Source organism: Alteromonas mediterranea DE (genome assembly GCF_000020585.3).
Classification (GTDB): domain Bacteria; phylum Pseudomonadota; class Gammaproteobacteria; order Enterobacterales; family Alteromonadaceae; genus Alteromonas; species Alteromonas mediterranea.
Window position 1 is genome coordinate 263,320 of record NC_011138.3, and the last position, 23,048, is coordinate 286,367.

Genomic DNA, 23,048 nt, shown 5'->3' on the forward strand with positions numbered 1-23,048 from the left:
AATAATTTCACTGCTTTATTTTTTCATTCGTTTAAACGGGTTCGTTCTCCTTTATAGCCTGTCATTTAACAAGGCTCCCTCTTCTATTTTACCCTCGTTTTTTCTTGTTCAATCTCGTTTCCTTAACTTTCTTTAATTTCCTTAAATGTTCGTTTCTGTTCGTTTTGTGTTGACATGTTTTCTTTTTGGTTGTCAAATAGCCAACTATATAACGACCATTTGGGGTAACGTATGATTCACAACAAACAATCTGAAAAAACGCTAGACGTTTTAGTCGTAGGCGGCGGTGTAAATGGCGTGGGTGTAGCGCTTGATGCAGCGGGCCGAGGGCTGTCGGTTGCTTTGTGTGAAAAAGGCGACTTAGCTGGTGCGACATCATCTTCAAGCAGTAAACTCATCCACGGTGGTCTTAGGTACCTAGAGCATTACGAGTTTCGTTTGGTTAAAGAGGCATTAGCTGAACGGGAAGTACTGTTGAAGAAAGCGCCGCATATCATGTGGCCTTTGCGTTTTCGTCTTCCTCATCAAAAGCATCTACGTCCAGCCTGGATGATTCGAATTGGCCTATTCATGTACGATTCACTGGCAAAGCGCAACATGTTGCCTCGCTCGCGCAAGCTTTCAACCACCAGTGAAAGCCCTTTAGTTAGCGATATTTCAACGTGTTTCGAATATTCTGACGGTTGGGTAGATGATGCGCGCCTAGTGGTACTTAACGCGTTAGCTGCCCAGGATCAAGGCGCTCAAATTTATACTCGAACCGAGTGTGTTAAAGCAGAAAAACAAGATAATTTGTGGTGCGTAGAACTTAAAACCGCTGAAGGGAAAACGTTTACAGTCAAAGCGAAGTCGATTGTGAATGCGGCAGGCCCTTGGGCTGTTTCTTTCCTTGATCGCCTGGTAAATGTTAACAACCCTAACGCCATGCGAATGGTGAAAGGTAGTCACTTCATTGTACCTAAGCTATACGACACAGATGAGGCCTATATTCTTCAAAACAAAGACGGCCGAATAGTGTTTGTGATCCCTTATGAAGGGGATTTCTCTTTGGTTGGCACGACAGATGAGGACTTTAAAGGTAATCCGTCTGATGCTGCGATTTCAGATGAAGAGACGGAGTACCTTGTCGATGTGGTTAACCACTACTTTAAAACAAAGATTACCCGAAATGATATCGTGCATTCATACAGTGGCGTGCGCCCTCTTTTAGAGGAAAAAAATGCGTCTGCGCAAGAGCTCACCCGCGACTACAAAGTTGAATTAAAAGGTGAAGCTGGAAAGCCTGTCTTACTTAATATTTTTGGCGGAAAGATAACGACATACCGAAAGCTTGCTGAGCACGCGGTTGATAAACTCGTAACCTGTTTTCCAAAAGCGAAAAAAGCGTGGACGAAAGAAGTGCCGTTGCCGGGAGGCGCGTTTGAAGATCAAGCCTCGCTGGTTTCAAAACTAATTAGTGAGTTCCCGTGGCTAGAACAATCTATTGCACAGCGATACGCCCGCCAGTACGGTTTGTTGTGCTATAAGTTTCTAAAAGGCGTAACGTCTGTAAAAGAAATGGGTGAGGATTTTGGTTTCGGCATGTATCGCGCTGAGGTCGACTACCTTATCGATTGTGAATGGGCTTACACAATAGAAGACGTGCTATGGCGAAGAACCAAGCATGGGTTGCGTTTAAATAAAACGCAGCAAGAGGTCTTGGCGCAGTATATTTCCAGTAAAGTTGCCGATACGACCGACACGGTTGGTGTAACAGCTGCGAGCGCGTAACCTTTTAAAATCACCAAAGCCGTGAAGCCCACTTTTGTGGCTACACGGCCTGATGCTTTTTTAGACAATAGGTCGTCAGGTAGCAAACAGGCCAGTCTCTCTCTAACCTAACCATTATTTACGCGTGTAAGAAACAAGGACGTTATGGCTCACAATCAGATCAGAGAAGTGGTATTTATTCGTCATGGAAAGCCGCTTTCTGCACACAATGAAAAGATAAACTCGGCATGCTACGCAAACTGGGTTCGTCAATATAATAAGTCGCTTCTTGACCCCGCTAGCCACCCTAAAAAGACAGTACCTCTTGAAAATAGCTATATCGTGACAAGTCCGTTGTTAAGAGCCAAGCTCTCTGCTGCATATTACGGCGTAACGGAAGTAAACGAAGAACTGCCTTACTTAAAAGAGATGGATATTCCTTATTATAAACTCCCGTTTACTTTGCGCAGTTGGCATTGGGTAGTACTAAGCCGTGCACTATGGTTTTTAGGGGTTACAGGTCGCTTCGAAAGCTTTAAGTTTGCTAAGCAAAGAGTGAAAAAGCTTGTTTGCCATGTTGAAAAATTGAGTGAAACACATCAAAGAATCGTGCTTTTCGGGCATGGTATGACTAACTATTACGCAGGGAAATTTTTAATAAAAAACGGATGGGAGCTTAAGCAAAAAGATCGCGATTTCTGGGGTGTGACTGTCTTGCAGAAAGCAGAGGCCACTAATGCGAATGCATAGACAGACGACTTTCATTTAAGGATTGTTTATACCGTACTTTATATTTCCTTCAGAATGCCGATAGAATAGCGAGGCAGTGTGTATAGCGCTATCTAATATAAGTAAAGGCAGAGGGAACATCGGTGAAAAAAAACAAAGAAAAAATATCTTCCACCGCAAATCTTATTAAAGCCGCAGTGGCCATCTTGTTTGCAATATCTTTAGGTGTTGCTGTTAACGTTTTGCACACGGGGGAAGAAGATACCACAACGACAGCCTTTGCCACTCAGTTAGATACCTTCAAACGTCACGTTGTTTCTTCCCACTGGCAGTGGCGAGTACGTCAACCTACCACCATGATTATGCTTATCCATTACGATGAAAAGGGCAATGAGGTCAACCGAAAACCCGTTCGAATGAATCACGAGGGTTGGCCTACTGCAGACTTATCCGACCCTGGTTGCGAAAAAATATGGAAATCCCTAGTAGCAAGCCCGCTGCGCGTCGACGGTTTTAAAGTTCATGCAAGGTATTATGCTGAACTCGATGAGGGGGAAGACAATTACTGGTGCCGCTATAGCCTAAGTCGAGGCGCTCATTTTGATTACTACCCTGCAACGGGTTCAGTAACGAATCTAAATGAATAATTACATACCGTAAACTGAGTCTATTAATATAAATTTATACTTATGTAGGTGTTTGTTCTACTTAGATAATTAGTCTACTTTTGTGTTAGTGCCATGTAACTGATTGGCGCGTTAAGGTATTGTCGATTATAAGATACTACTGGATATTAACGAACTAAGTAGACATATGCTAACGGGCTTATTCTCTTCGCAAACAAACAAAACAACGCTCACAGTAGGGGTATCGGTGAGTGCCGCTGAGCTGCATGTTGTTGCCATCGATTATGATAATAGCACTGTGTCGCTTAGTTCAGTTTCGTCTGTACCCTTTGACCCACGTCAATCGCTTGATAAACAGGTCAATGATGCATTAACGGCATTTGAAAAAGCGCCCTGTCGCGTATCTGTCGTACTTTCCCAAGATATGTATCACATGGTGCAGGTAGAAAAACCAGATGTACCAGAAGAAGATATTACCACCGCGTTACCGTGGACTTTGGGTGATCTTGTCCCTTATGACGCGAGCAACATTGTTTTAGACTATATTGATTACCCTGTTCAAACCCGTACTGGTGCAAAAAAGATAGATGTATTCGCTGCGGAAAAATCTTCGCTTTCAGCAGTAGTCGAGAGTATGTCTAAGAAGAAAGGGCAAACCTTAACCCATATTCACACCAAAGAAGTGTTAGCGACTGAAATGGTGCCCGACGACGACTATGCACGCTTACTCATAATACAAGAATCTAACAGCGAACCGTTTTTGATGATCGTCCGCTCTCGTGCAATATGGTTATCGCGACGTCTACGAGGGTTTGTAAATAAGGCAAACGGTAACGCAGACCTGTCACAGCTAAGCGATACACTTGGCTTAGAAATTCAGCGTTCAATGGACTTTTATGAGTCTCAGTTGAAGCAGCCGCCTTTGAAAGAAATCCTATTTAAAACACAGTTTGATTGTATGCCAGTGATAGAGCGCTTAAAACCGTTTCAACCGGCAGCGATGAATGTATTTTCGCCTGAACTTGATTTGTCTGATGTGGTTGACCCTTCGTGTCACTTTGCGCTGGCTAGTGCCCTTGTTGCAGCGAGGGAAGCGCATTGAAAAGAACGATAAACCTTTACCACCCATCACTGCAGCCTCAAAAAGAGCGACTCCCCCTCGCAAAAGTACTTTGGGTTAATGGCGTTGCCTTTGCCGTAATGCTTACAGCTGTGGTTTTGCTCAACGTAACTTTAAGTGGCAAGCAGGAAACGCTAAAGCACCAGACGGCGGCGGTGAGTCAAATAAATGACGAAATAAAAGCGTTAACCGCTGCACTTGAGAAGAAACGAGATACCAAAAACTTACAGCAGCAGTTAGCGCGGGTAAATACGAAAATAGAAAACAGAAAGCAGTTACTGGCGTACCTTGAAAGTGGAGAGCTTTCCTTCGATGCAACAAAATACGGTGAAGTGATGGATGATTTAGCGAACTATCACAACCAAAACCTATGGTTAACCCGCATTGATATAGATACGCAGAAAATTCGCCTATCTGGGCAAACAATAGCGCCTTCATCAATACCCCAGTGGCTTAAAAAGTTACAGCAGTCTCCTTTTTTTCAAGGTAAAGCCTTTTCATCGGTGAAATTTGATGAAGTGGAAGATACCGACAACGTAAAACAATTTTTAATTTCTACCGACTTTGAAGGAGAGGATGATGAGCCAGTACCAACAACTCTCTGAAAAGTTTTCGGCCCTTGAGGGGAGAGAAAAGCAGCTTATTTTATGGGTGAGTTTTGGCCTCATCGTATATCTGTTCTTCTGGTTTGGTATTTTGCCCGCGCTTGACGATTTATCAACAGCCGACAAAGCAGTGAAAAGAAAAAGCAGTGAGTACAACGCCTTGGTTATTCAACGAGATGCCGTTCAACAGGCGCTTTCTATCGATTACACGCAGCGCACCCAGCAAGAGCTGGATAGCGCAAGAAAAGCCTTACTTGCGATAGATGAAGAGCTACTTTCATTGAACGAAGGGTTCGTGGCAGCAGACAGAATGCCGGAATTACTGATGACGCTATTAAACGAAGAAAACAACGTGCGTTTGGTTAATTTCAACGTTGAGCCTACTCAAATCGTTCGCTTTGGCGAGGGAGAGTCGCAAAGCACGCCGTTTTATCGTCATAACATGCGCTTAATTATTGAAGGTAGTTATTTTGACCTACGCGGCTATTTAGCGCGTCTTCAAGCGTCGCCAGAAAAGGTGATAGTAACTGACTTTGCTTACCACGTTGCACAATACCCAAACGCTACATTGGCGCTTGGTCTGGCAACGGTTAGCAATAACGAAACCTTTATTTCGCTGTAAGGAGTTATGGTGAAGCTATTTAAAATTGTAGTTACAGCGTTAGCGATAGTCAGTGTGACCCTGCCAACCGCATCAGGGGCGGTAGACCCAACCAAACCGGCGGTTTCAAAGGCTTCTATGCCTGGCGATAAAAATACCATTGCGGGCGAGTTAACGCTTCAATCTATTTTTAAACGCAGTACAGGCTATAGCGCCATTATTTCGGGAAAGTCCTACCGAGTTGGCGACACGCTTGACGAGTACACCATTTCGAAAATTAATCCTAAAAATGTGGTTATCACTGACGGACGTCAGCAACAGACACTAAGAATGTATGCATATGAAATTAAAAAGTAGTCTCACTTTACACGCATTTTTTTTGACAGCGGCGCTTGTAGTAAGTGGTTGTCAAACTTACGGTGTTGGCGAGGAAGTGAAACCTCATATACGTGACGAGTTAAACCGCTCGCAAAATAAGCCCACCGGTGTGCCAACGCCTCCACCTCAGCTTAATCAGGAATTGTTGTCGGAAGTTGCTCGTTATCAAGCGCTTCCAGCACCAACATCGCAAAAGACCTTTGCAGTGTCAGCGAATAACGTAGACGTGCGCCCCTTCTTTGATGCGTTAGTGGAAGATACACCCTACAGCGTAGCGGTTCACCCTGCGGTATCTGGTCAAATTAGCCTAACGCTAAAAGAGGTTGCCCTTGACGATGTATTAACCATTATTTCGAGAATGTATCCGCTAGATGTCTTCTTAGAAGGCAAGGTTATTCAAGTTATGCCGTCTCAATTAAAAACAGAGTCTATTCCGGTTAACTTTTTAATGATCAAACGGTTTGGTGTATCAAACGTTAGCGTTATCGCTGGTGGCGTAAGCGAACAAGACCAAAATAACGGCGGCAATAATGGCGGTGTCAACGGTAACAATAATATAAGCGGTAACTCATTAGGTGGACAAGGCGGTATTGGCGGTCAAGGTGGGCTTGGTGGCAACAATATTCAGCAGCTTAATGGCTCTAACATACAAACCACCAGTGAAAACGACTTTTGGAGCGATTTAAAAGAAGCGCTTAAAGTACTGGTTTCACCCACCGAAGGTCGCCAAGTTGTGGTTTCTCCGCAGGCGGGGCTTGTTACCATACGCGCATTGCCAAGTGAAATTGCGGTAGTGAAAGACTTTTTAAATCAAAGCCAAGAAAGCTTACAGCGCCAAGTGGTGTTAGAAGCGCGCATTATCGAAGTTACACTTAATGATGGTTATCAACAAGGCGTGCGCTGGGACCGAATTGCTAGCGGTTTAACTGGCAGCGTCAATTTTGGTTTTAGCGGTGGCGCACTGGCGTCTAATTTCGCCGCGAACACCGCTGCAGGCATCGACCCTGCAATCAATGCAGTTAATGCCATTGGTAACACCATTTCTACTGATATTGGCGGGGTCTCTACGTTGCGTATTTCCCGTGGTGACTTCGACGGTGTTATAAACATGCTGCAAACCCAGGGTGATGTGCAGATGTTGAGCAACCCTAGGGTCACGGTAACAAACAACCAAAAAGCAGTGATTAAAGTAGGGCAAGATGAGTATTTTGTTACTGACGTTTCTACCAGCGAAGATCAGAGCACAACGAGTACTGAGAACGAAAACGATATTGAGCTTACCCCTTTCTTTTCAGGTATCGCACTTGATGTAACACCGCAAATAGATAGAAGCGGCTCGGTCATCCTGCACGTTCATCCGTCAGTGACGGAAACGGCAGAGCAAACTAAAGTGATTCAAGTGGGCGACCAGCAAATTTTACTGCCCCTTGCACAAAGTAATATTCGCGAGTCAGATACAGTAATTCGTGCCCGCGATGGAGAGATAGTGGTTATCGGTGGGTTAATGGAAACCGTTACCAGCGAGCAAGAATCTAAAACGCCTTTATTAGGCGACATCCCTTTTATTGGTAATGCCTTTAAGAACAAAGCGAAAACTCAAAGTAAGCGCGAATTGGTTATATTAATTCGCCCTTCTGTAGTACAGCCCGACACCTGGGAAAAGCAGCGCCTTCGCACCCAGTCGTTACTTGATCAATGGTATAGAAACTAACCATGTACCAGGGCTTTTTTCACTTTACCGAGATGCCGTTTTCGCTTACCCCGAATACGGACTTCTTCTGCGCGCTAGCGCCGCATAATGAAGCGTTGAAAGTCATTTTGTCGGCGTTGAGTATGTCTGAAGGCTTTATCAAAGTAACCGGTGAAGTTGGTACGGGTAAAACCCTACTGTGCCGTAAGTTAATCAACCACCTTTCTGACAAATTTGTGGCTTGCTATTTACCCAACCCTTACCTATCACCAGATGAGCTTCGCTTAGCGTTTGCAAAAGAGCTCGGTATTGATGTCGATACTACAGGCGATATTCGGGGCTTGCACAGCGCCATAGAGGCCAAGCTTTTAACCCTTAAAAAAGAGGGCCGACAGGCGGTGCTGATCATTGATGAAGCACAGTCGCTAAGTTGGGACGCCCTAGAAATGCTTCGGCTGTTTAGTAATCTCGAAACGGAAAAAAGCAAGCTGCTTCAAATTGTTTTATTTGGTCAACCTGAACTTGACGATAACTTAAATAACCCAAAAGTGAGGCAAATTCGCCAGCGTATTAGTTTTTCATATAGGTTACGCACCATGACTTCTGCTGAGGTTGATTATTACATTGGCCATAGGTTGACCACGGCAGGGGGGAGCGAACACTTAATCTCCAAAGGCTTGCGTGCCTTTGTTGCTTTGGCTACTAAAGGTACGCCAAGGCTGGTTAATATTGTCTCTCACAAAATCCTTCTTCGCGCTTATGGTCAGGGTAAAGCTTCAGCGAACTGGGCGCATACGGTTAGCGCCGTATTAGATACCGACGATTGCAAGCGCCGTCTTGTACCGAGGCAAAGCATTATTATTTTGTCGCTTGGCGTAGTCGCCGCGCTGGGTATGCTTCACGTATACGGGGCGGCTAGCCTATGAGTATCTTAAATGACACGTTAAAGTCATTGGACAAGCGCAATCAAAGCGAAGACTTTGGTTTACCTCCTACGGTTCACCTCGCACAACGACCTCTTTGGCCGAAAATTTTCATCGGCATCGCAATTATTGCCTTATTAGGCTGGTTTGTATTAAGCGCTGTGCTTAGTAACCGTGATGACGGTACTACTGTCAGCAGTACAGAGGCAGATAAATCAGCCGCTCAAGCGCCGGATTCAACGCTAACAAAAACCGAGCGTGTGCCGGGGCTCACCCAAACCGGTAAATCGGCAGGATCCGACGAACAAGCGGAAGGCCAAACCGGCACTACAGGCCTTGAAGCCAATGATGAATTTGAGGGGATGCGGTCAAGCCCCTTATCAGAAAACGATATAGCCCTTCAAAACTCGCCTACCGATGTGGCGGCGCTCGTCACTAATAGCGTTGATGAGACGCGAGAAGACGATGAAGCGCAGTACCGAGTGGGCGCTTCAGATAGTAGGAAAGATACACCAATCGAAACAATACCAGTTAAAGCAACGCCAGCCGAATCTGCACCAGACGAGGCAGCACCGGCCGAGACAGGCGCGGCAGAAACAATGTTAACTGAAACAAAGTCAGCTGAAATAATATCGCGACCGCCTGTGGTAGAAGTGGCGCCTAAAACCCCTCAGCAGCAAAGTGCAGTGCACTTAGAGGCTGGCTTAAAGGCTTATAACTTTGGCATGTATGGTGAAGCGCAGAAAAGCTTCACCCTGGCACTTTCTACCCACCCTGAAAATGACGAAGCCCGTAAACAGCTGGCGGCACTTTACTTTGGGCAGAACAATAGCCTACAAGCGCTGCAAGTTCTGTCTGAGGGAGTGATGCTTTCGCCTCAGAGCTTAATGTGGCGGGAATTGATGGCGAAAATTTTGATGCAAGAAAGCCGTTTTGAAGAAGTGCTAAACCTTATGCCAGACAGCTTAGACGCCAAAGCGTTAGCTGAAGGACGCGCCGATTACTTAATTATAAAGGGCACGTCAGCCCAGACCATTAACAAACCAGCACAAGCGGTGTCGGCATTCAGTGCCATGACATCGCTACAGCCCAATAACGCGAAATGGTGGCTGGCGTTAGGGGTTAATTACGATGCGTTAGCAGACGAGCGGCTAGCAATATCGTCTTATTCCAGAGCGCTTGCCATAGGCGGTCTTTCTTCTGCGTCAGCGAAATATGCTAGCTCGCGTCTCACCGAATTACAGGAGCAACCTTAATGCAACCTCGATTAAAGATGCGCCTTGGCGATTTATTAGTCCATGAAAACATTGTTACCAGCGAACAGCTTGATAGCGCATTATCGGCTCAGCGTTCATCAGGCCGGAAACTCGGTGATACCCTTATCGACTTGGGGTTCATTAGCGAACCTCAACTGCTTCGTTTTCTTGCACAACAGCTAAACATTCCATTTTTAGATATTACACAACGCCGTATCGACCCTGAACAAGCGCAGCTTATTCCTGAAGCCTATGCAAGGCGCTACCGCGCGCTGGTGCTTGAGGCTGATGATGAGGAAGTACTGCTAGGTATGAGCGACCCCACCGACTTAGGCGGTCTTGATCAGTTAGGTCCGCTAGTAGCGCCGCGCAATATCGAGCTGGCAATAGTTCAAGAAAATCAGATGTTAGAAGCGTTTGATTCCGTTTATCGTCGTACCCAGGATATAGCGTCATTTGCAGAAAAGTTAGGTGAAGAGTACGCCGATGAAGCCGACTTTGAACTCTCTGCCTTAGACGATACCACCTCTGATGCCACCGTAGTAAAGCTACTTCACTCTATTTTTGAGGATGCGGTTCAGGTGCGAGCATCAGATATTCATATAGAGCCAGATGAAAAAATTCTTCGTATTCGCCAACGTGTTGATGGGGTGTTACAGGAAAATACATTAAACCAAGTAAAGATTGCTTCGGCACTAGTACTTAGATTAAAGCTGATGTCGGGCTTAGATATCTCTGAAAAGCGCATACCGCAAGACGGCCGCTTCAATATCAAGGTAAAAGGCCACGTCCTCGATGTGCGTGTATCCACCATGCCGGTGGCAAATGGTGAAGCTGTAGTGATGCGTTTGCTAGACCAGTCTGCGGGCCTGTTAACGTTAGACCAAACGGGAATGCCCGATGCTATGGCGGAAAAGTTTCGCGCCGCTATCAACCGCCCTCACGGCATGATATTGGTAACCGGGCCAACAGGGTCAGGTAAAACGACAACCTTGTACGGCGCACTAAGCGAGCTTAACAAACCTGATTTGAAAATTATTACCGCTGAAGACCCCATTGAATACCGCTTACCTCGCATTAATCAAGTTCAGGTGAACAGCAAAATCGGCTTAGACTTCGCGGCTATTTTGCGTACCACACTTCGTCAAGACCCCGACATTATCATGGTGGGGGAAATGCGTGACCAAGAAACCGTTGAAATTGGATTAAGAGGCGCGTTAACGGGCCACTTAGTATTGAGTACGCTTCACACCAATGACTCTGTAACCAGTGCTATTCGTCTTATTGATATGGGAGCGGCGCCCTATCTTGTGGCTACGTCGTTACGTGGTGTGTTAGCACAGCGACTTGTGCGTAGAGTGTGTGAGAACTGCAAGCAAGAAAAAGCGCCTTCTGCGCAAGAACAAGCCTGGGTTGGCTTTTTAAAACCTGAACTTACAAACGCTAGTTTTTACAAGGGGCGAGGCTGTAACAGCTGTAATCATACCGGTTACAAAGGACGTATTGGTGTCTTTGAGTTTTTAGAAATGAATGAAGACATGATGGAAGCGCTGCGCGACGACAATACGCAGGGTTTTGTTGATGCAACAAAGGCAAACAAAGACTTTGTTCCGCTGTCTCATATGGCGCTAGATTATGCGGCAGAAGGCAAAACTTCTTTAGACGAAGTTTTCAAAGTGGCTGAGTTTGTACCAGAGGTTGTGAACCACTAATGCCTCAGTTTAGTTACGCGGGTAAGTCGGCACAGGGCGGGCCTTTAAAAGGCATAATTGAAGCTGCGTCAGCGCAAGCCGCGGCGCAAGCCTTACTGTCGCAAAACATTGTACCCATCTCGATTGAAGAAACAAAAAAAGTATCGGGTACGAACAACAGTAGTGGATTTGATATAGGGAGCTTGTTGGAGCAAAAGGTAGGGTTAGATGAAATGATCATCTTTTCTCGCCAAATGTATTCGTTGCTGAAAGCGGGTATTCCTATCATTCGGGCTATAAAAGGGCTAAGTGAGAATGCCTCTCACAAACGCTTCCAAGAAATTCTTAAAGATATTGCCGATCAGCTAGAGCAAGGACGAAGCTTATCTTCGGCTATGGTTAAGTACGAAAAAGTGTTTACACGCTTAACCATCTCAGTGGTGGTTGTGGGCGAGAACACGGGTAAACTAGACGATGTATTTTTGCAGCTGGCACTGTATTTCGAACGCGAGCAAGAAACCCGAAAGCGCATACAGTCTGCATTGCGTTATCCCACCTTCGTGTTAATCGCACTTGCCATCGCTATGTTTATTTTAAACCTGTTTGTAGTGCCTGTATTTACGCAAATGTTTGAGCGCTTTGACACCGAGCTTCCCATAATGACCCGCGTATTAATCGGAACCTCAAACTTTTTCGTTAACTATTGGTGGCTAATTTTAATCGTATTAATCGCAACAATTATCTCTGTTAAACAATACGTTAACTCGACTAATGGACGACTCAAATGGGACAAATTTAAACTAAAGTTGCCTGTTGTAGGCAGCATTATTGAGCGATCATTATTAGCAAGATATAGCCGAAGTTTTTCAATGATCTTGCGTGCAGGTGTGCCGTTAACCGCTGGGCTGTCATTAACCGCCGATGCCGTTGATAACGCTCACATGCAGATGCGGATTAAAACAATGCGTCAAGGCATAGAAAAAGGCGATAGTTTGTTACGCGTTTCGAAAAATAGCGAACTGTTTTCTACACTTGTATTACAGATGATTGCAGTGGGCGAGGAAACGGGGCGTTTAGAGCAGCTTTTAGAAGAAAGCGCCGATTATTATGAACGCGAGGTCGACTTCGACCTGAAAAGTTTAACGGCCAAGATAGAGCCTATATTGATAGGGTTTGTTGCGGTAATGGTGTTGATACTGGCGCTTGGCATATTTACACCTATGTGGAACATGATGTCGGCGGTAAAAGGCGGCTAAGTGTGCGCGATTATTACTGGGGAATAAAGTGGCTGGCGCCAAAACAGGGTTATTGAACTTTATTGTGATTGGCATGCTGCTGACTGTTGTTGCTGCATCGGTTGTATATCACGCGACCCCCGTTATTGAAGAAGCTGAAAAAGTTAACAAAGAAAACGCCGTTGCCCAGTTTCAACGCGTGATTATGTTGGCAAGGGCGCAGTGGATAAAGACCAAACAACAAACGGTGTTGATCTACGAAACTGAGTTTGATGCTAGCGGCAATATAAGACAGCACAAAGACGTTGCGGCCGAGTTGTTCGTTAACCGAAAAGGATGGCCTGAAGGCTTTAAAGAAGGTCAGGGAAAGGCCTGTGAATATTTATACACGTTGGCAACGTTAAGAGAGGCCGATGTGTCATCCGAAATATCGGTTAGCGATAGATACGCGAATGGATATTTGCAATGTGTATTTCGCATTCAAGACAAAATTTGGTTTGAGTATAACGCTGGTAGCGGCGTTGTGAGGGAAGTAAACAGGTAACTAAGCGTTGGAACAATCGCTTATTTTGTAACTTAGGAGATGGTATGAACACCAAACAGCAAGGCTTTACGCTTATTGAGCTTATCATTGTTGTCATTATTTTAGGCTTGCTTGCGGCAACTGCTTTACCGCGCTTTATCGACGTTACTGATGAAGCCCGTGAAGCCAGTGTAGAAGGTGTTGCGGGTGGCTTCGCTGCTGCCGTTGGCCTTGTAAGAGCACAATGGGAAGTAGAAGGTCGACCAAGCGGCAATAACGGGAATGGTAACGGTACGGTTGTCACCTATGACCAAACTCAAGTTGGAGTTGATGGCACCATTGGATACCCAACAGGTAGCCCAACAGGCAACACGCTTATTTCGACAGTGAATGCGACTGAATGTAAAAACGTGTTTGACCTTATTCTTCAGTCATCACCAACCAATACTACGTCAACTAATGACGCGGTGGTCGCAGATTTCAGATATGCAGTGCGCGAAGACGATTCGGGAACAAATGCGCTTTGCGTTTACTATCTTGTCGAGTCTATGGGGTTACCAAATACCTCTGCACCCGCAGACGGTACGCCCGACGGCACCAGCTTCGACGGTTTCACTTACAACCCTGCCACTGGCCAGGTTACTGTTTTTTAATCAATACTCAGGAAGTCTAATTATGCAAAAAGTTTCAACACAAAAGGGTTTTACCCTAATCGAGTTAATCATCGTTATTGTCCTGCTGGGTATCCTTGCGGTAACAGCAGCACCTAAGTTTTTAAACCTTCAAGATGATGCACGTGACTCTGTATTACAGGGCATCGCTGGGTCAATTGAGTCAGCCGCCTCCATTGTGTACGGAAAAGCGCTTATCCAAGATGCAGCTGGTAGCGCAGATTCGTCTGTAACTGTTGACGGTACAACATTAGACGTTGTTTACGGTTACCCAGATGCAAGCGATGTTGCCAATTTAACAGCCATCATTGAGGTCGATTTGGGCGCAGAGAGTGATTATGCTGCTGTTTCAAACGATACAGATACAGTGACAATATACTATACTGGCGACTATGATGAAGCGCCAGATCCAGGCGCTGCATGTTCTCTCTCGTATGTTAACTCTGGAGCTGAGGGCGAGCGTCCAGCTATTACGGTTACGCCTTGCGAAGGTTAATGTGAAGAAAAACGGTTTTACACTCGTAGAACTTATTATAACCATCTTGGTTATTGGGGTGCTGGCGGTAACCGCCGCACCTCGCTTTCTTGGTAACGACACCGAAGAGGCCATTGCTCTTCGCGACCGAACCCTTCAATTTGTACGTAATATGCAGCTTCGCGCCATGCAAAACGTACAAGACATTAGCTGTGTGAAAATATCCGCGTCAATTATTGCACCGCCTGCTGGGCACGACTGTGCAAATGCCCTATCTACCGCCTTCGATAGTGATCAAGTTGTCAACGCATCCAGCACCGATTTTACGTTTCAAACGGCAGATGAGAACGGCGATAGCTTTTCTCAAATCCAGTTTGACGGCTTTGGCCGCCCACGAAATATTGCCTGCGCCACCACCTGCAAAATTCAAATAAGCACCTTTGCGATGTGCCTTCAAAATGAAGGGGCAATTTATGCGTGCTAAGTTACCTAAGTCACAAACCGGTTTTACCTTGCTAGAACTGGTGATTGGTATTGTTGTATTTACCATTAGCCTAACTATTGTGCTGTCGCTTATTGTTCCGCAGGCAGAACAAACCGCAGAGCCATTTCGCCAAGTAAAAGCAGCTAAGTTAGGTCAGTCTTTAATGAACGATATTTTAAGCCGCTCTTATGATGAAAACAGCGACCGAAGCCCGCCTTTTGTCACCTGCGTGGATAAACCTGATCCGTCTAATGCCAGCGATAACTTGTGTTCCGACGCTCTAGGCCCGGACGCCGGTGAAACCTCTGAAGAAGCTTATGACGATGTGGATGATTATAACGGTTATTCAATAAGTAATGCTGGCGGGAATTATAATGGCTTTGCATACAGAGTAGATGTTATCTATGACTCTTCAATAGATGTTACTTCTGCTTTTCCAGCAGTTGTACATTGCCCAGACCCGGAAGAGCCAATTAATGCCTGCGTCCCTCCCGAGCAAAAACAATATAAACGTATCGATATCGCAGTCACGGCTCCAGATGGCCAAGTTTACACCTTCCGCGCGTATCGAGGGAGCTATTAATGTCCCTACCAATAGCACAGTACCAGCGCGGTTTTACGCTTATAGAGCTTATTTTAGTGATCACCATTTTAGGCGTAATTAGTGTATCTGTGGCGCAGGTGATTTCTTTAAGTGCGCAAATTTATATAACCGGTGCAGAGCGTACTCGCCTTGTTTCAGAAGCGCGCTTTATTATATTGCGATTGGAAAAAGAACTTCGAAATATTGTGCCTAACTCGGTCTCTTTTGACGCTAGTTTAGGGTGCTTAACCTACTATCCAATTGTTATGAGTGGTACATATACCGAAGACCCTTTCGATAATGAGCTGCATTCTGTTGTATTTGAAATGAAAGAGCCTACAGCGGGAGATAAATTAGTTATCTACCCAACAAGCCCGCAAAGTGTGACTGACAACAGTGTTGACTATATTGAATCTACTGTCGCCACCGATGATGAAGGTAATAATTTGGAGCATCAATATATTATTGAGTTAGGAGCCGTAAACACTCAATCCTCACCGGGGAAACGCTTTTTTTTGTTTAATGAGAATCCAGTGTCAGTGTGTAAGGAGACCACTTCGCAAGGCGAGGCCTTGGTGCGAAGAGAAGGAACGAGTACAGGTATTATAGCTACTAATGTAAGTAGTTGGAGTGCAGACGTAATAACGCCAAGTTTGCGACAAAACGCTTTGGTTGATATAGACATGACGCTCACCAGTAGTAGCGACGAGTCTTTAGCTTTCTCGCATGAGGTACATTTCCCCAATGTTCCCTAATAGACAACATGCGCTATCGCCCTCTCAAACTTTATCGAATCAGCGTGGCTCTACCACCATTGTTGCGATAATTATTAGCGTTGTACTGCTAGGTTTAGGTATTGCTTTATCCAATCAGATTTCATCAAACATTCGTCAACAATCTGTTGAGTATTATGGCGCTCGTGCTTACTTAGCGGCGCAGAGCGGTGTTGAAATGATGATATCTCGGCTTGTCGAACTAGATGACCCACTGTGTCCAAACGAATATAAGCTTCCGCTTCAAAGTACGGTTTCTTTCCCTAATTGTGTTATCAGCGTTAAATGCGATGAGGCTTTAGATGTAATTGAGCCTGATGTCGCCTCGGGAGAGATAGATGTCTACGAGTTCACCGCAACGGCAAGCTGTAGCAGCGGGCAAATTGATACCTCTAGAAGAGTAACTGTAGAAGTAAGGCAGGAACAATTGTGAACTTTAATGTTGTTTTAAAAAGTTGTTTTCTCATATTACTTGGGCATTCCTTATTTATTAAGGTACACGCCGTTCCCCAAATCGAAGGCCGGTTCATTGAACTTCAAAATACCTACAATAAAGCTGAGTGGACAACCATAAGCTTTTCGCAGGTATACGATGATCCGCCCGCGGTATTTATGCTTTCAACAAATCAAGGTTCGAACCCTGCCATCGTTAAAATTCGCAACGTTACCAGAACCGGTTTTGAAGCCCTGCCGCTTGAGCCCTCTGGTGAAGACGGCCCTCATATCACCATGGGGGGACATTATTTAGCAATTGCCTATGGCATTCACGAGTTTCCTGATGGCGACATTGTTGAAGTAGGCAAAATGGAATTAGATGCCGATACTATCCAAGCTTCAACCAACTCCCCGTGGTACGCACCAACCGGGCCCTTACTGCCAGGAACGGAAGATACTCGATATGCACAAGTGCCGCTGCAAACAGATTTTGGTGAGCAACCGGTTTTCTTTCACTCTATTCAAACCGTTAATAATCAAATTGATGTGAATGGAAAGAAGCCGCCCAATGAACATTTACTGCCATTTCTAACCATTGCAGCTAAATATGAACCGCCGTCATATTATATCGCCTTTGAAGCATCGGAAACCGATTATGAGCCCGTAACGCGCACCGAAACGGTTGCCTATATGGCCACCACTGAAGGGTTTGACCGCAGGTTCTTCGATGACAACGGTGTAGAGGTGGTTTGGGAGGCTGACTTTGCAGATGTGCGTATTCAGGGCTGGAGTGACGGCTGTTTTCGAAACAACTTTAAAAACAAATATGATCAAACGCCATTAGTTGCTGCAAGTAAAATTAGCCGCAATGGGGCAGATGGCGGTTGGCTACGCAGTTGTCAAGTGAGTAATACTAGACTAGGTCTTCGCGTTGATGAAGACCGAAGCCTAGATTCAGAACGAAATCACGCGGAAGAAGACGCCAGTATTCTGGCGATGACGTCAGAGTTTGTATTTAGTGGTGAAGTGCCAAGTTGTGAGATAGCTTTTCCCGGCGCTCTGTCGACTTTTAACGGCTCAGGTATATTTTTATCTGCTAGAAGTCGAATTATTGATGAAAATAATGGAGCCTTAACTACTGTAAGCTACGATACCGATGCAAGAGGAAATGGTCGCAACCTTCCTGATTGTGGCGTTGATGCAATTGATTGCTTCGCCACTAACACTGATGCGCTAACTGCTTCTCAGGCAAAAGCGATACCCTCTGTGGCGATTGAAGATACAGGACCTGCGATCTTAGATAGAGAACTTGGAGGCGACTACTACTTTAAGCGTGAACAAGTATCTTTCGTTGGCAGTTACAACATCATTGCTCCTACACGTATCTTTTTGGCAAGCCCTTCAAGCTTAACTCAAACTCGCCTTATCATGGAAAGTGCCAGTATCAATGTTGCGGATGGCGCTTATTTAGCAATATACGTTGAAGGCGATGTCATACTAAATAATTCAAATCCAAATGCTTTTGTTATAGCGACTGGTGAGATTAACTTTATCAATATTCAAGATGGTCTATTAGTTGGTCGCTTTACCGCAGGGGGAGGTATAACCACTGGTGGGCAACTATTCCTTAATGCCACTCAAACGGTGCCAACCAATATTCCCGGCATATGCGGACGCGAGGTTATTGAAGTACTAAATCACTATCGCTACGAACTAGTGGATAACAAAGGCAGTAGCTGTGCGGCGAAAGAGATCACGCTTAAAGCCTGTGCAGATGTAAATTGCGACCTCATTTACTCTCAGCCGTCTACGGTTAGTCTATCTCCTCAAAATAGCAATAATTTTGAGTGGAGCGGAAGCGATGTCGTCTCGTTTACAGGGCAAATTTCGTTAGCGTTAGACAGCTTGAAAGGGAACGATACAAAACTCGCAACGTTAGGTGAAACGCCATCGTCCCAACTACGCTGTTTCATTGGCGGAAAAGATGTTGGTATCGAAGGCTGCAAAATTAATTTTGAAGACGATGGTTTAGTATTTAAAAACCTCACAGACAATAACACTACCATTGTACCCCAGCTATCAGGTAAGCCTTCAGACCAAGGGTTTAACAGTAAAACTTATGTAATAGAAGCCTGCGGTAATTCAGAATTTTTGAAAAACAAAATCGTCGATGTCGACCTGAACTATAGCTGTTCAAGCTCTAGCAACTGCTCGAACAAGCTAGCGTTGTCTAATAATAACAATACGTACGAGCTTGGACTAACGCCAGAAACCGTTGCGCTTCAGTTCGATGGGAACTCTCGCGCTGAGTTTTCAGTGCAGTATCCAGACGCGGGTGAATTATCGTTATCAGGTACCATCACTGACAGAACTTCGATTTCAGGGTCGTCTAATATTTTCAAAGTGCGCCCCTTTGGTTTTGCGATGGACATTCTTAATGACAGCGGAACAAGCACAAACCTCAACGGGTATGCTAACAGTGCCAATGGCACCTTGCTTAAACGTACCGGCGAAGACTTTGTGGTTGGGCTGCGCACAGTACAGTGGGTCGACGGTGAAGACAGCAACAACGATGGTGTTCCCGACAACTTTGACGACTTGGCGAATAACAATACCGCTGAGCATTTCACAGGCACGGTAACCTTAGCGCCGCAGCAACGCCTGCCTGCGGGCGGCACAACGGGCGCGTTAAGCACATCAAGCGTGCTATTTGATGATGAAGGGAAGGTGAATGTTAGCCTTAATTACGACGAAGTTGGCACCATTTCGATTAACGCACAAAGCACCTATCTCACAGACACAACCGTATTAGGCAAAGTTAACAACGTGGGGCGTTTTGCGCCTTCTAATTTTGCGCTTTCAGGCTCAGTAGATGCGGCGTGCACGGCTAGTGGTGCCTTCACCTATTTTGACCAGCCACTCGCTGATGTGAGTTTTTCGCTTACTGCGCTTAACCATAACGGCAGTCGCACGGTGAATTATTATGATGGCTTCGACAAACTGACGAATTTAAGTTTGCAGGTGGAGCATGCCGGCAGTCTATTGAACCGGTTAGCAAACACCAGTGCTATCACATGGCCGCAAAACGCGAGCGCTGGGCAAATTAGCTATGCAGATTCAGATATTGCGTTTAGCCGGCTAAGCGGCGCAACACTAGACGGCGCTTATTTAGATGCCAACATCGTTTTAGTCGCCCAGAGCAGCCAACTCGACGGTGCCAATTTTAACGGGTTAACGTGCTCAGGTACCTGCGTGGCTGATATTGGCGGAGCGGTAAGTTTCGCCTACGGCAGAGCAACGCTTATCAACAATTATGGCGGTGCCGATGAAGCATTGTTGCTACCTATGCGTACCCAATATTGGGATGGGAATAACTGGCGCATAAACAGCTATGACAGCTGCACAGGCTTTGAACACGATAACATCAATGATAACTCAGGTGAGCTGGTATCGTCAGAAAACGGCAACCTCAGCGAGGGCGCCTATGAGGTGGGTACGGGAATGCGCGTGTCATCACCTAATGGGGCAGGGAATTACCCGGTAACTTATACGCCAGATGCATGGCTATTGTGGGACTGGGACGGTGACGGGCAGGCTGATAACCCGCCAAGTGCTACGTTAACCTACGGTGTGTATAGAGGTAACGACAATATTATTTATAAACGCGAGCAAATTAACAATTAGAAAAGTAGGGGCTTTATCTGGTCTTGACGCCGTGCCTAAAAACCACCATCGCGACCTCAATACAAAAAGGCCTGGCTAATCGGCCCATTGTTTTTGAACCTTCCGTTTTTCGCGGGGTCATTAGTGGGTCTAATGTAGGAATTAATCGATTAACGCGTAGATGCTATGCCTTTATGGGGTAGACGCCGAATTTGCTTGTTAATAAACTAGTTATTTTGGCTCTAAGTTGCAGCATTGCTTGCCCAAAATTGCCCCCATTGTTAAAGTGTGCGAATAAATATCGACTTCACGTTAAAGCGTCGCCATCTCACCTTTGCAAATACGCGTTAACACAGAAACAGGAATACACTCTTCATGTTTAAAAAGCTTCGAGGCATGTTCTCTAATGATCTGTCCATCGACCTCGGAACAGCTAACACGCTGATTTATGTAAAAGACCAAGGTATTGTTCTAAACGAACCTTCAGTAGTGGCTATTCGCCAAGAGCGCGCAGCTGGCCCTAAAAGCGTTGCAGCTGTGGGTGCGGAAGCTAAGCGTATGCTTGGTCGTACACCGGGTAATATCCGTGCTATTCGCCCCATGAAAGACGGTGTTATTGCCGACTTTTATGTTACCGAAAAAATGCTTCAGCACTTTATCAAACAGGTTCACGATAATAACTTCTTACGTCCAAGCCCTCGCGTTTTGGTCTGTGTTCCTTGTGGTTCAACCCAAGTCGAACGTCGCGCGATTAAAGAGTCTGCACTAGGAGCAGGCGCGCGAGAAGTCTTCCTTATCGACGAGCCTATGGCTGCGGCAATCGGTGCGGGCTTACCAGTGTCTGAAGCGCAAGGCTCTATGGTTGTTGATATCGGTGGCGGTACTACCGAAGTTGCTATCATCTCACTAAACGGCGTGGTGTACTCATCTTCGGTTCGTATTGGTGGTGATAAATTTGATGAAGCTATCATCAACTATATTCGCCGTAACTTTGGTTCACTGATTGGTGAAGCAACCGCCGAGCGTATTAAGCATGAAATTGGTGCTGCTTACCCAGGTGAAGAAGTTCGCGAAATTGAAGTGCGCGGTCGTAACCTTGCAGAAGGTGTACCACGTGGCTTTACGCTAAATTCCAATGAAATTCTTGAAGCCCTGCAAGAGCCGCTTACCGGTATTGTTTCGGCCGTTATGGTGGCACTGGAACAGTCTCCACCTGAACTTGCCTCTGATATCTCAGAGCGCGGTATGGTGCTTACTGGCGGTGGCGCATTACTTAAAGACTTAGACCGACTACTCATGGAAGAAACGGGCATTCCAGTGGTTATCGCTGATGATCCGTTAACCTGTGTAGCACGCGGCGGTGGTAAGGCATTCGACATGATTGACCTTCACGGTGGCGACCTGTTTAGCTACGAATAAACAGGAAAGGCAACCGTAAGGTTGCCTTATTTGTATCATGGATACTATTTTTACTCGCGGTCCTTCCTTAAATATCAGACTTACGCTGGCCCTTGTGTTGTCAGTAACGCTGATATTTGTCGATCACAAAATGGACGGGTTCAAATCTACGCGAGTGTATCTAAACTCTTTAATGAGCCCCCTTCAGTATATCGCTAACCTCCCCGGACTTATGCTAAGTGAAAGCGCCCAGCGTCTTACTTCACAAGAGCAACTATTGACCGAAAATCAAAAGCTCAACAATCAGCTTTTGCTAATGAGCGAAAAGCTTCAGCAATTCGACGTGATCGAAAACGAAAACGCACAGCTTAGAGAATTACTGCAAGCGCCAGTACGTGAGTCATCCAGAAAGATGGTTGCCGAGTTAATGGCCGTTGACAAGAACCCCTACAGTCAGCAGGTGGTGATCAACAAAGGCGCGATAGACGGGGTTTATCCGTCTCAACCGGTTATTGACGACAAAGGGATTGTAGGTCAGGTAATGGAAGTGGGGTCAACGAACAGCCGTGTATTACTGCTTGCTGACGTTACTCACGCTATCCCGGTCCGTTCTCTTCGCAACGACATTCGTTTTATTGCCACGGGGAGTGGCGCCTTAAACGAATTATATCTTGAGCACGTACCGCACAGCGTTGACATTCAAGAAGGCGATACGCTTATTTCTTCTGGGTTAGGAAAGGTTTTTCCCGAAGGTTACCCGGTGGCTACCGTTACCCAAGTGGTACGCGATGAAAGCCGCCCCTTTGCCCGTGTAATAGCCACGCCTTTGGCGAACTTAGACAGGCTTCGTCACCTGCTATTGCTATGGAAAAAAACTAATCCTGAGCGCGATGTAAAAGATGAGACCAAGGGCGAGATGGTAAACGAGGAAGAATCGACCGATGCGTAAACGTAACCTCGTGATCTGGATTAGCCTATTAGTGGCACTGGTTCTACAAATTGTGCCCCTACCTACACAAGTTGACCTTTACCGGCCTGACTGGGTATTAGTGGTGCTGGCCTATTGGAGTATGGCGTTACCGCATCGAGTGAACGTGGGGATCGCCTTTTTAACGGGTGTCGCCATGGATGTTTTGGTAGGCACTACCTTAGGCATCCACAGTTTTGCGCTTAGCATTTGCGTTTATATACTGGCTGCTAATTACCAACGGCTGCGTAATTATTCCGTATGGCAGCAAGCTATTATCATCGGCCTTCTATCATCGTTATATCACCTGATGACATTTTGGGTTCAGCACCTTCTGACCGATATTTATTTTCAAGTGGACTATTTATGGCCGGTGTTAACTTCTATGGTGCTATGGCCTTGGGTATTTTGGTTACTTAGACGTACACGTAGACAGTTTTCTATTTCGTAATTCGAACGCCTTTTTGTTAATT

The 23,048-nt window shown here is 45.7% G+C and carries 23 protein-coding genes; all 23 read left to right on the plus strand.

Features of this window, described 5'->3' with window-relative positions:
• Nucleotides 1-231 precede the first annotated feature (231 nt).
• A complete protein-coding gene (gene glpD / locus MADE_RS01170) occupies nucleotides 232-1,770 on the plus strand; it encodes a glycerol-3-phosphate dehydrogenase (RefSeq protein ID WP_012516762.1) in 1,539 nt (512 codons plus the stop codon).
• Nucleotides 1,771-1,914: 144 nt separating this feature from the next.
• Complete coding sequence (locus MADE_RS01175) at nucleotides 1,915-2,499, plus strand: phosphoglycerate mutase family protein (RefSeq protein WP_012516763.1); 585 nt, start codon at nucleotides 1,915-1,917, stop codon at nucleotides 2,497-2,499.
• Nucleotides 2,500-2,621: 122 nt separating this feature from the next.
• Nucleotides 2,622-3,125: a hypothetical protein gene (locus MADE_RS01180; protein ID WP_012516764.1), complete on the plus strand. Its 504-nt coding sequence runs from the start codon at nucleotides 2,622-2,624 to the stop codon at nucleotides 3,123-3,125.
• Between the two features lie 166 nt (nucleotides 3,126-3,291).
• Nucleotides 3,292-4,206, plus strand: a complete 915-nt coding sequence (locus MADE_RS01185) for a hypothetical protein (protein WP_012516765.1) — start codon at nucleotides 3,292-3,294, stop codon at nucleotides 4,204-4,206.
• Complete coding sequence (locus tag MADE_RS01190; RefSeq protein ID WP_012516766.1) at nucleotides 4,203-4,829, plus strand: PilN domain-containing protein; 627 nt, start codon at nucleotides 4,203-4,205, stop codon at nucleotides 4,827-4,829. The genes MADE_RS01185 and MADE_RS01190 overlap by 4 nt, the downstream gene beginning before the upstream one ends.
• Nucleotides 4,804-5,451 carry a type II secretion system protein M gene (locus tag MADE_RS01195; RefSeq protein WP_012516767.1) on the plus strand — a complete coding sequence of 216 codons (648 nt, stop codon included), beginning with the start codon at nucleotides 4,804-4,806 and terminating at the stop codon, nucleotides 5,449-5,451. The genes MADE_RS01190 and MADE_RS01195 overlap by 26 nt, the downstream gene beginning before the upstream one ends.
• A gap of 6 nt (nucleotides 5,452-5,457) precedes the next feature.
• A complete protein-coding gene (locus tag MADE_RS01200; protein ID WP_012516768.1) occupies nucleotides 5,458-5,787 on the plus strand; it encodes an agglutinin biogenesis protein MshK in 330 nt (109 codons plus the stop codon).
• Complete coding sequence (gene mshL / locus MADE_RS01205; protein WP_012516769.1) at nucleotides 5,771-7,519, plus strand: pilus (MSHA type) biogenesis protein MshL; 1,749 nt, start codon at nucleotides 5,771-5,773, stop codon at nucleotides 7,517-7,519. The genes MADE_RS01200 and mshL overlap by 17 nt, the downstream gene beginning before the upstream one ends.
• Before the next feature lie 2 nt (nucleotides 7,520-7,521).
• Complete coding sequence (locus tag MADE_RS01210) at nucleotides 7,522-8,424, plus strand: ExeA family protein (RefSeq protein WP_012516770.1); 903 nt, start codon at nucleotides 7,522-7,524, stop codon at nucleotides 8,422-8,424.
• Nucleotides 8,421-9,677 (plus strand): tetratricopeptide repeat protein, encoded by a 1,257-nt coding sequence (locus MADE_RS01215; RefSeq protein WP_012516771.1) that lies wholly within the window; start codon nucleotides 8,421-8,423, stop codon nucleotides 9,675-9,677. Before MADE_RS01210 ends, MADE_RS01215 begins: the two co-directional genes overlap by 4 nt.
• Nucleotides 9,677-11,389, plus strand: a complete 1,713-nt coding sequence (locus tag MADE_RS01220) for a GspE/PulE family protein (RefSeq protein WP_012516772.1) — start codon at nucleotides 9,677-9,679, stop codon at nucleotides 11,387-11,389. The genes MADE_RS01215 and MADE_RS01220 overlap by 1 nt, the downstream gene beginning before the upstream one ends.
• On the plus strand, nucleotides 11,389-12,624 hold the full coding sequence (locus MADE_RS01225; RefSeq protein ID WP_012516773.1) for a type II secretion system F family protein: 1,236 nt from the start codon (nucleotides 11,389-11,391) through the stop codon (nucleotides 12,622-12,624). Before MADE_RS01220 ends, MADE_RS01225 begins: the two co-directional genes overlap by 1 nt.
• Nucleotides 12,625-12,652: 28 nt before the next feature.
• A complete protein-coding gene (locus MADE_RS01230) occupies nucleotides 12,653-13,147 on the plus strand; it encodes a hypothetical protein (protein ID WP_012516774.1) in 495 nt (164 codons plus the stop codon).
• 44 nt (nucleotides 13,148-13,191) lie between these two features.
• Nucleotides 13,192-13,779, plus strand: a complete 588-nt coding sequence (locus MADE_RS01235; protein ID WP_012516775.1) for a prepilin-type N-terminal cleavage/methylation domain-containing protein — start codon at nucleotides 13,192-13,194, stop codon at nucleotides 13,777-13,779.
• A gap of 22 nt (nucleotides 13,780-13,801) precedes the next feature.
• Complete coding sequence (locus MADE_RS01240) at nucleotides 13,802-14,293, plus strand: type II secretion system protein (RefSeq protein ID WP_012516776.1); 492 nt, start codon at nucleotides 13,802-13,804, stop codon at nucleotides 14,291-14,293.
• Nucleotide 14,294: 1 nt separating this feature from the next.
• On the plus strand, nucleotides 14,295-14,756 hold the full coding sequence (locus MADE_RS01245; protein ID WP_012516777.1) for a type II secretion system protein: 462 nt from the start codon (nucleotides 14,295-14,297) through the stop codon (nucleotides 14,754-14,756).
• Nucleotides 14,746-15,339, plus strand: coding sequence for a prepilin-type N-terminal cleavage/methylation domain-containing protein (locus MADE_RS01250; protein WP_012516778.1), 594 nt, complete (start codon nucleotides 14,746-14,748; stop codon nucleotides 15,337-15,339). The genes MADE_RS01245 and MADE_RS01250 overlap by 11 nt, the downstream gene beginning before the upstream one ends.
• Nucleotides 15,339-16,094 (plus strand): PulJ/GspJ family protein, encoded by a 756-nt coding sequence (locus MADE_RS01255; protein WP_012516779.1) that lies wholly within the window; start codon nucleotides 15,339-15,341, stop codon nucleotides 16,092-16,094. The genes MADE_RS01250 and MADE_RS01255 overlap by 1 nt, the downstream gene beginning before the upstream one ends.
• Nucleotides 16,084-16,545: a hypothetical protein gene (locus MADE_RS01260; RefSeq protein ID WP_012516780.1), complete on the plus strand. Its 462-nt coding sequence runs from the start codon at nucleotides 16,084-16,086 to the stop codon at nucleotides 16,543-16,545. The genes MADE_RS01255 and MADE_RS01260 overlap by 11 nt, the downstream gene beginning before the upstream one ends.
• A 32-nt stretch (nucleotides 16,546-16,577) precedes the next feature.
• The gene (locus MADE_RS01265) at nucleotides 16,578-20,231 is read left to right on the plus strand and encodes a DUF6701 domain-containing protein (RefSeq protein WP_041912799.1); all 3,654 of its coding nucleotides are present in this window, start codon (nucleotides 16,578-16,580) and stop codon (nucleotides 20,229-20,231) included.
• Between the two features lie 354 nt (nucleotides 20,232-20,585).
• On the plus strand, nucleotides 20,586-21,629 hold the full coding sequence (locus MADE_RS01270) for a rod shape-determining protein (RefSeq protein WP_012516782.1): 1,044 nt from the start codon (nucleotides 20,586-20,588) through the stop codon (nucleotides 21,627-21,629).
• Between the two features lie 37 nt (nucleotides 21,630-21,666).
• Nucleotides 21,667-22,557: a rod shape-determining protein MreC gene (mreC, locus tag MADE_RS01275; RefSeq protein WP_012516783.1), complete on the plus strand. Its 891-nt coding sequence runs from the start codon at nucleotides 21,667-21,669 to the stop codon at nucleotides 22,555-22,557.
• Complete coding sequence (gene mreD, locus MADE_RS01280; RefSeq protein ID WP_012516784.1) at nucleotides 22,550-23,026, plus strand: rod shape-determining protein MreD; 477 nt, start codon at nucleotides 22,550-22,552, stop codon at nucleotides 23,024-23,026. The genes mreC and mreD overlap by 8 nt, the downstream gene beginning before the upstream one ends.
• The last annotated feature ends 22 nt before the right edge of the window (nucleotides 23,027-23,048 follow it).

What these genes read in the sequence shown, in the direction of transcription:
- glpD (WP_012516762.1), top strand. Translation starts at nt 232, where the DNA reads ATGATTCACAACAAACAATCTGAAAAAACGCTAGACGTTTTAGTCGTA.
- MADE_RS01175 (WP_012516763.1), top strand. Translation starts at nt 1,915, where the DNA reads ATGGCTCACAATCAGATCAGAGAAGTGGTATTTATTCGTCATGGAAAG.
- MADE_RS01185 (WP_012516765.1), top strand. Translation starts at nt 3,292, where the DNA reads ATGCTAACGGGCTTATTCTCTTCGCAAACAAACAAAACAACGCTCACA.
- MADE_RS01195 (WP_012516767.1), top strand. Translation starts at nt 4,804, where the DNA reads ATGAGCCAGTACCAACAACTCTCTGAAAAGTTTTCGGCCCTTGAGGGG.
- MADE_RS01200 (WP_012516768.1), top strand. Translation starts at nt 5,458, where the DNA reads ATGGTGAAGCTATTTAAAATTGTAGTTACAGCGTTAGCGATAGTCAGT.
- mshL (WP_012516769.1), top strand. Translation starts at nt 5,771, where the DNA reads ATGAAATTAAAAAGTAGTCTCACTTTACACGCATTTTTTTTGACAGCG.
- MADE_RS01210 (WP_012516770.1), top strand. Translation starts at nt 7,522, where the DNA reads ATGTACCAGGGCTTTTTTCACTTTACCGAGATGCCGTTTTCGCTTACC.
- MADE_RS01215 (WP_012516771.1), top strand. Translation starts at nt 8,421, where the DNA reads ATGAGTATCTTAAATGACACGTTAAAGTCATTGGACAAGCGCAATCAA.
- MADE_RS01220 (WP_012516772.1), top strand. Translation starts at nt 9,677, where the DNA reads ATGCAACCTCGATTAAAGATGCGCCTTGGCGATTTATTAGTCCATGAA.
- MADE_RS01225 (WP_012516773.1), top strand. Translation starts at nt 11,389, where the DNA reads ATGCCTCAGTTTAGTTACGCGGGTAAGTCGGCACAGGGCGGGCCTTTA.
- MADE_RS01235 (WP_012516775.1), top strand. Translation starts at nt 13,192, where the DNA reads ATGAACACCAAACAGCAAGGCTTTACGCTTATTGAGCTTATCATTGTT.
- MADE_RS01240 (WP_012516776.1), top strand. Translation starts at nt 13,802, where the DNA reads ATGCAAAAAGTTTCAACACAAAAGGGTTTTACCCTAATCGAGTTAATC.
- MADE_RS01250 (WP_012516778.1), top strand. Translation starts at nt 14,746, where the DNA reads ATGCGTGCTAAGTTACCTAAGTCACAAACCGGTTTTACCTTGCTAGAA.
- MADE_RS01255 (WP_012516779.1), top strand. Translation starts at nt 15,339, where the DNA reads ATGTCCCTACCAATAGCACAGTACCAGCGCGGTTTTACGCTTATAGAG.
- MADE_RS01260 (WP_012516780.1), top strand. Translation starts at nt 16,084, where the DNA reads ATGTTCCCTAATAGACAACATGCGCTATCGCCCTCTCAAACTTTATCG.
- MADE_RS01270 (WP_012516782.1), top strand. Translation starts at nt 20,586, where the DNA reads ATGTTTAAAAAGCTTCGAGGCATGTTCTCTAATGATCTGTCCATCGAC.
- mreC (WP_012516783.1), top strand. Translation starts at nt 21,667, where the DNA reads ATGGATACTATTTTTACTCGCGGTCCTTCCTTAAATATCAGACTTACG.
- mreD (WP_012516784.1), top strand. Translation starts at nt 22,550, where the DNA reads ATGCGTAAACGTAACCTCGTGATCTGGATTAGCCTATTAGTGGCACTG.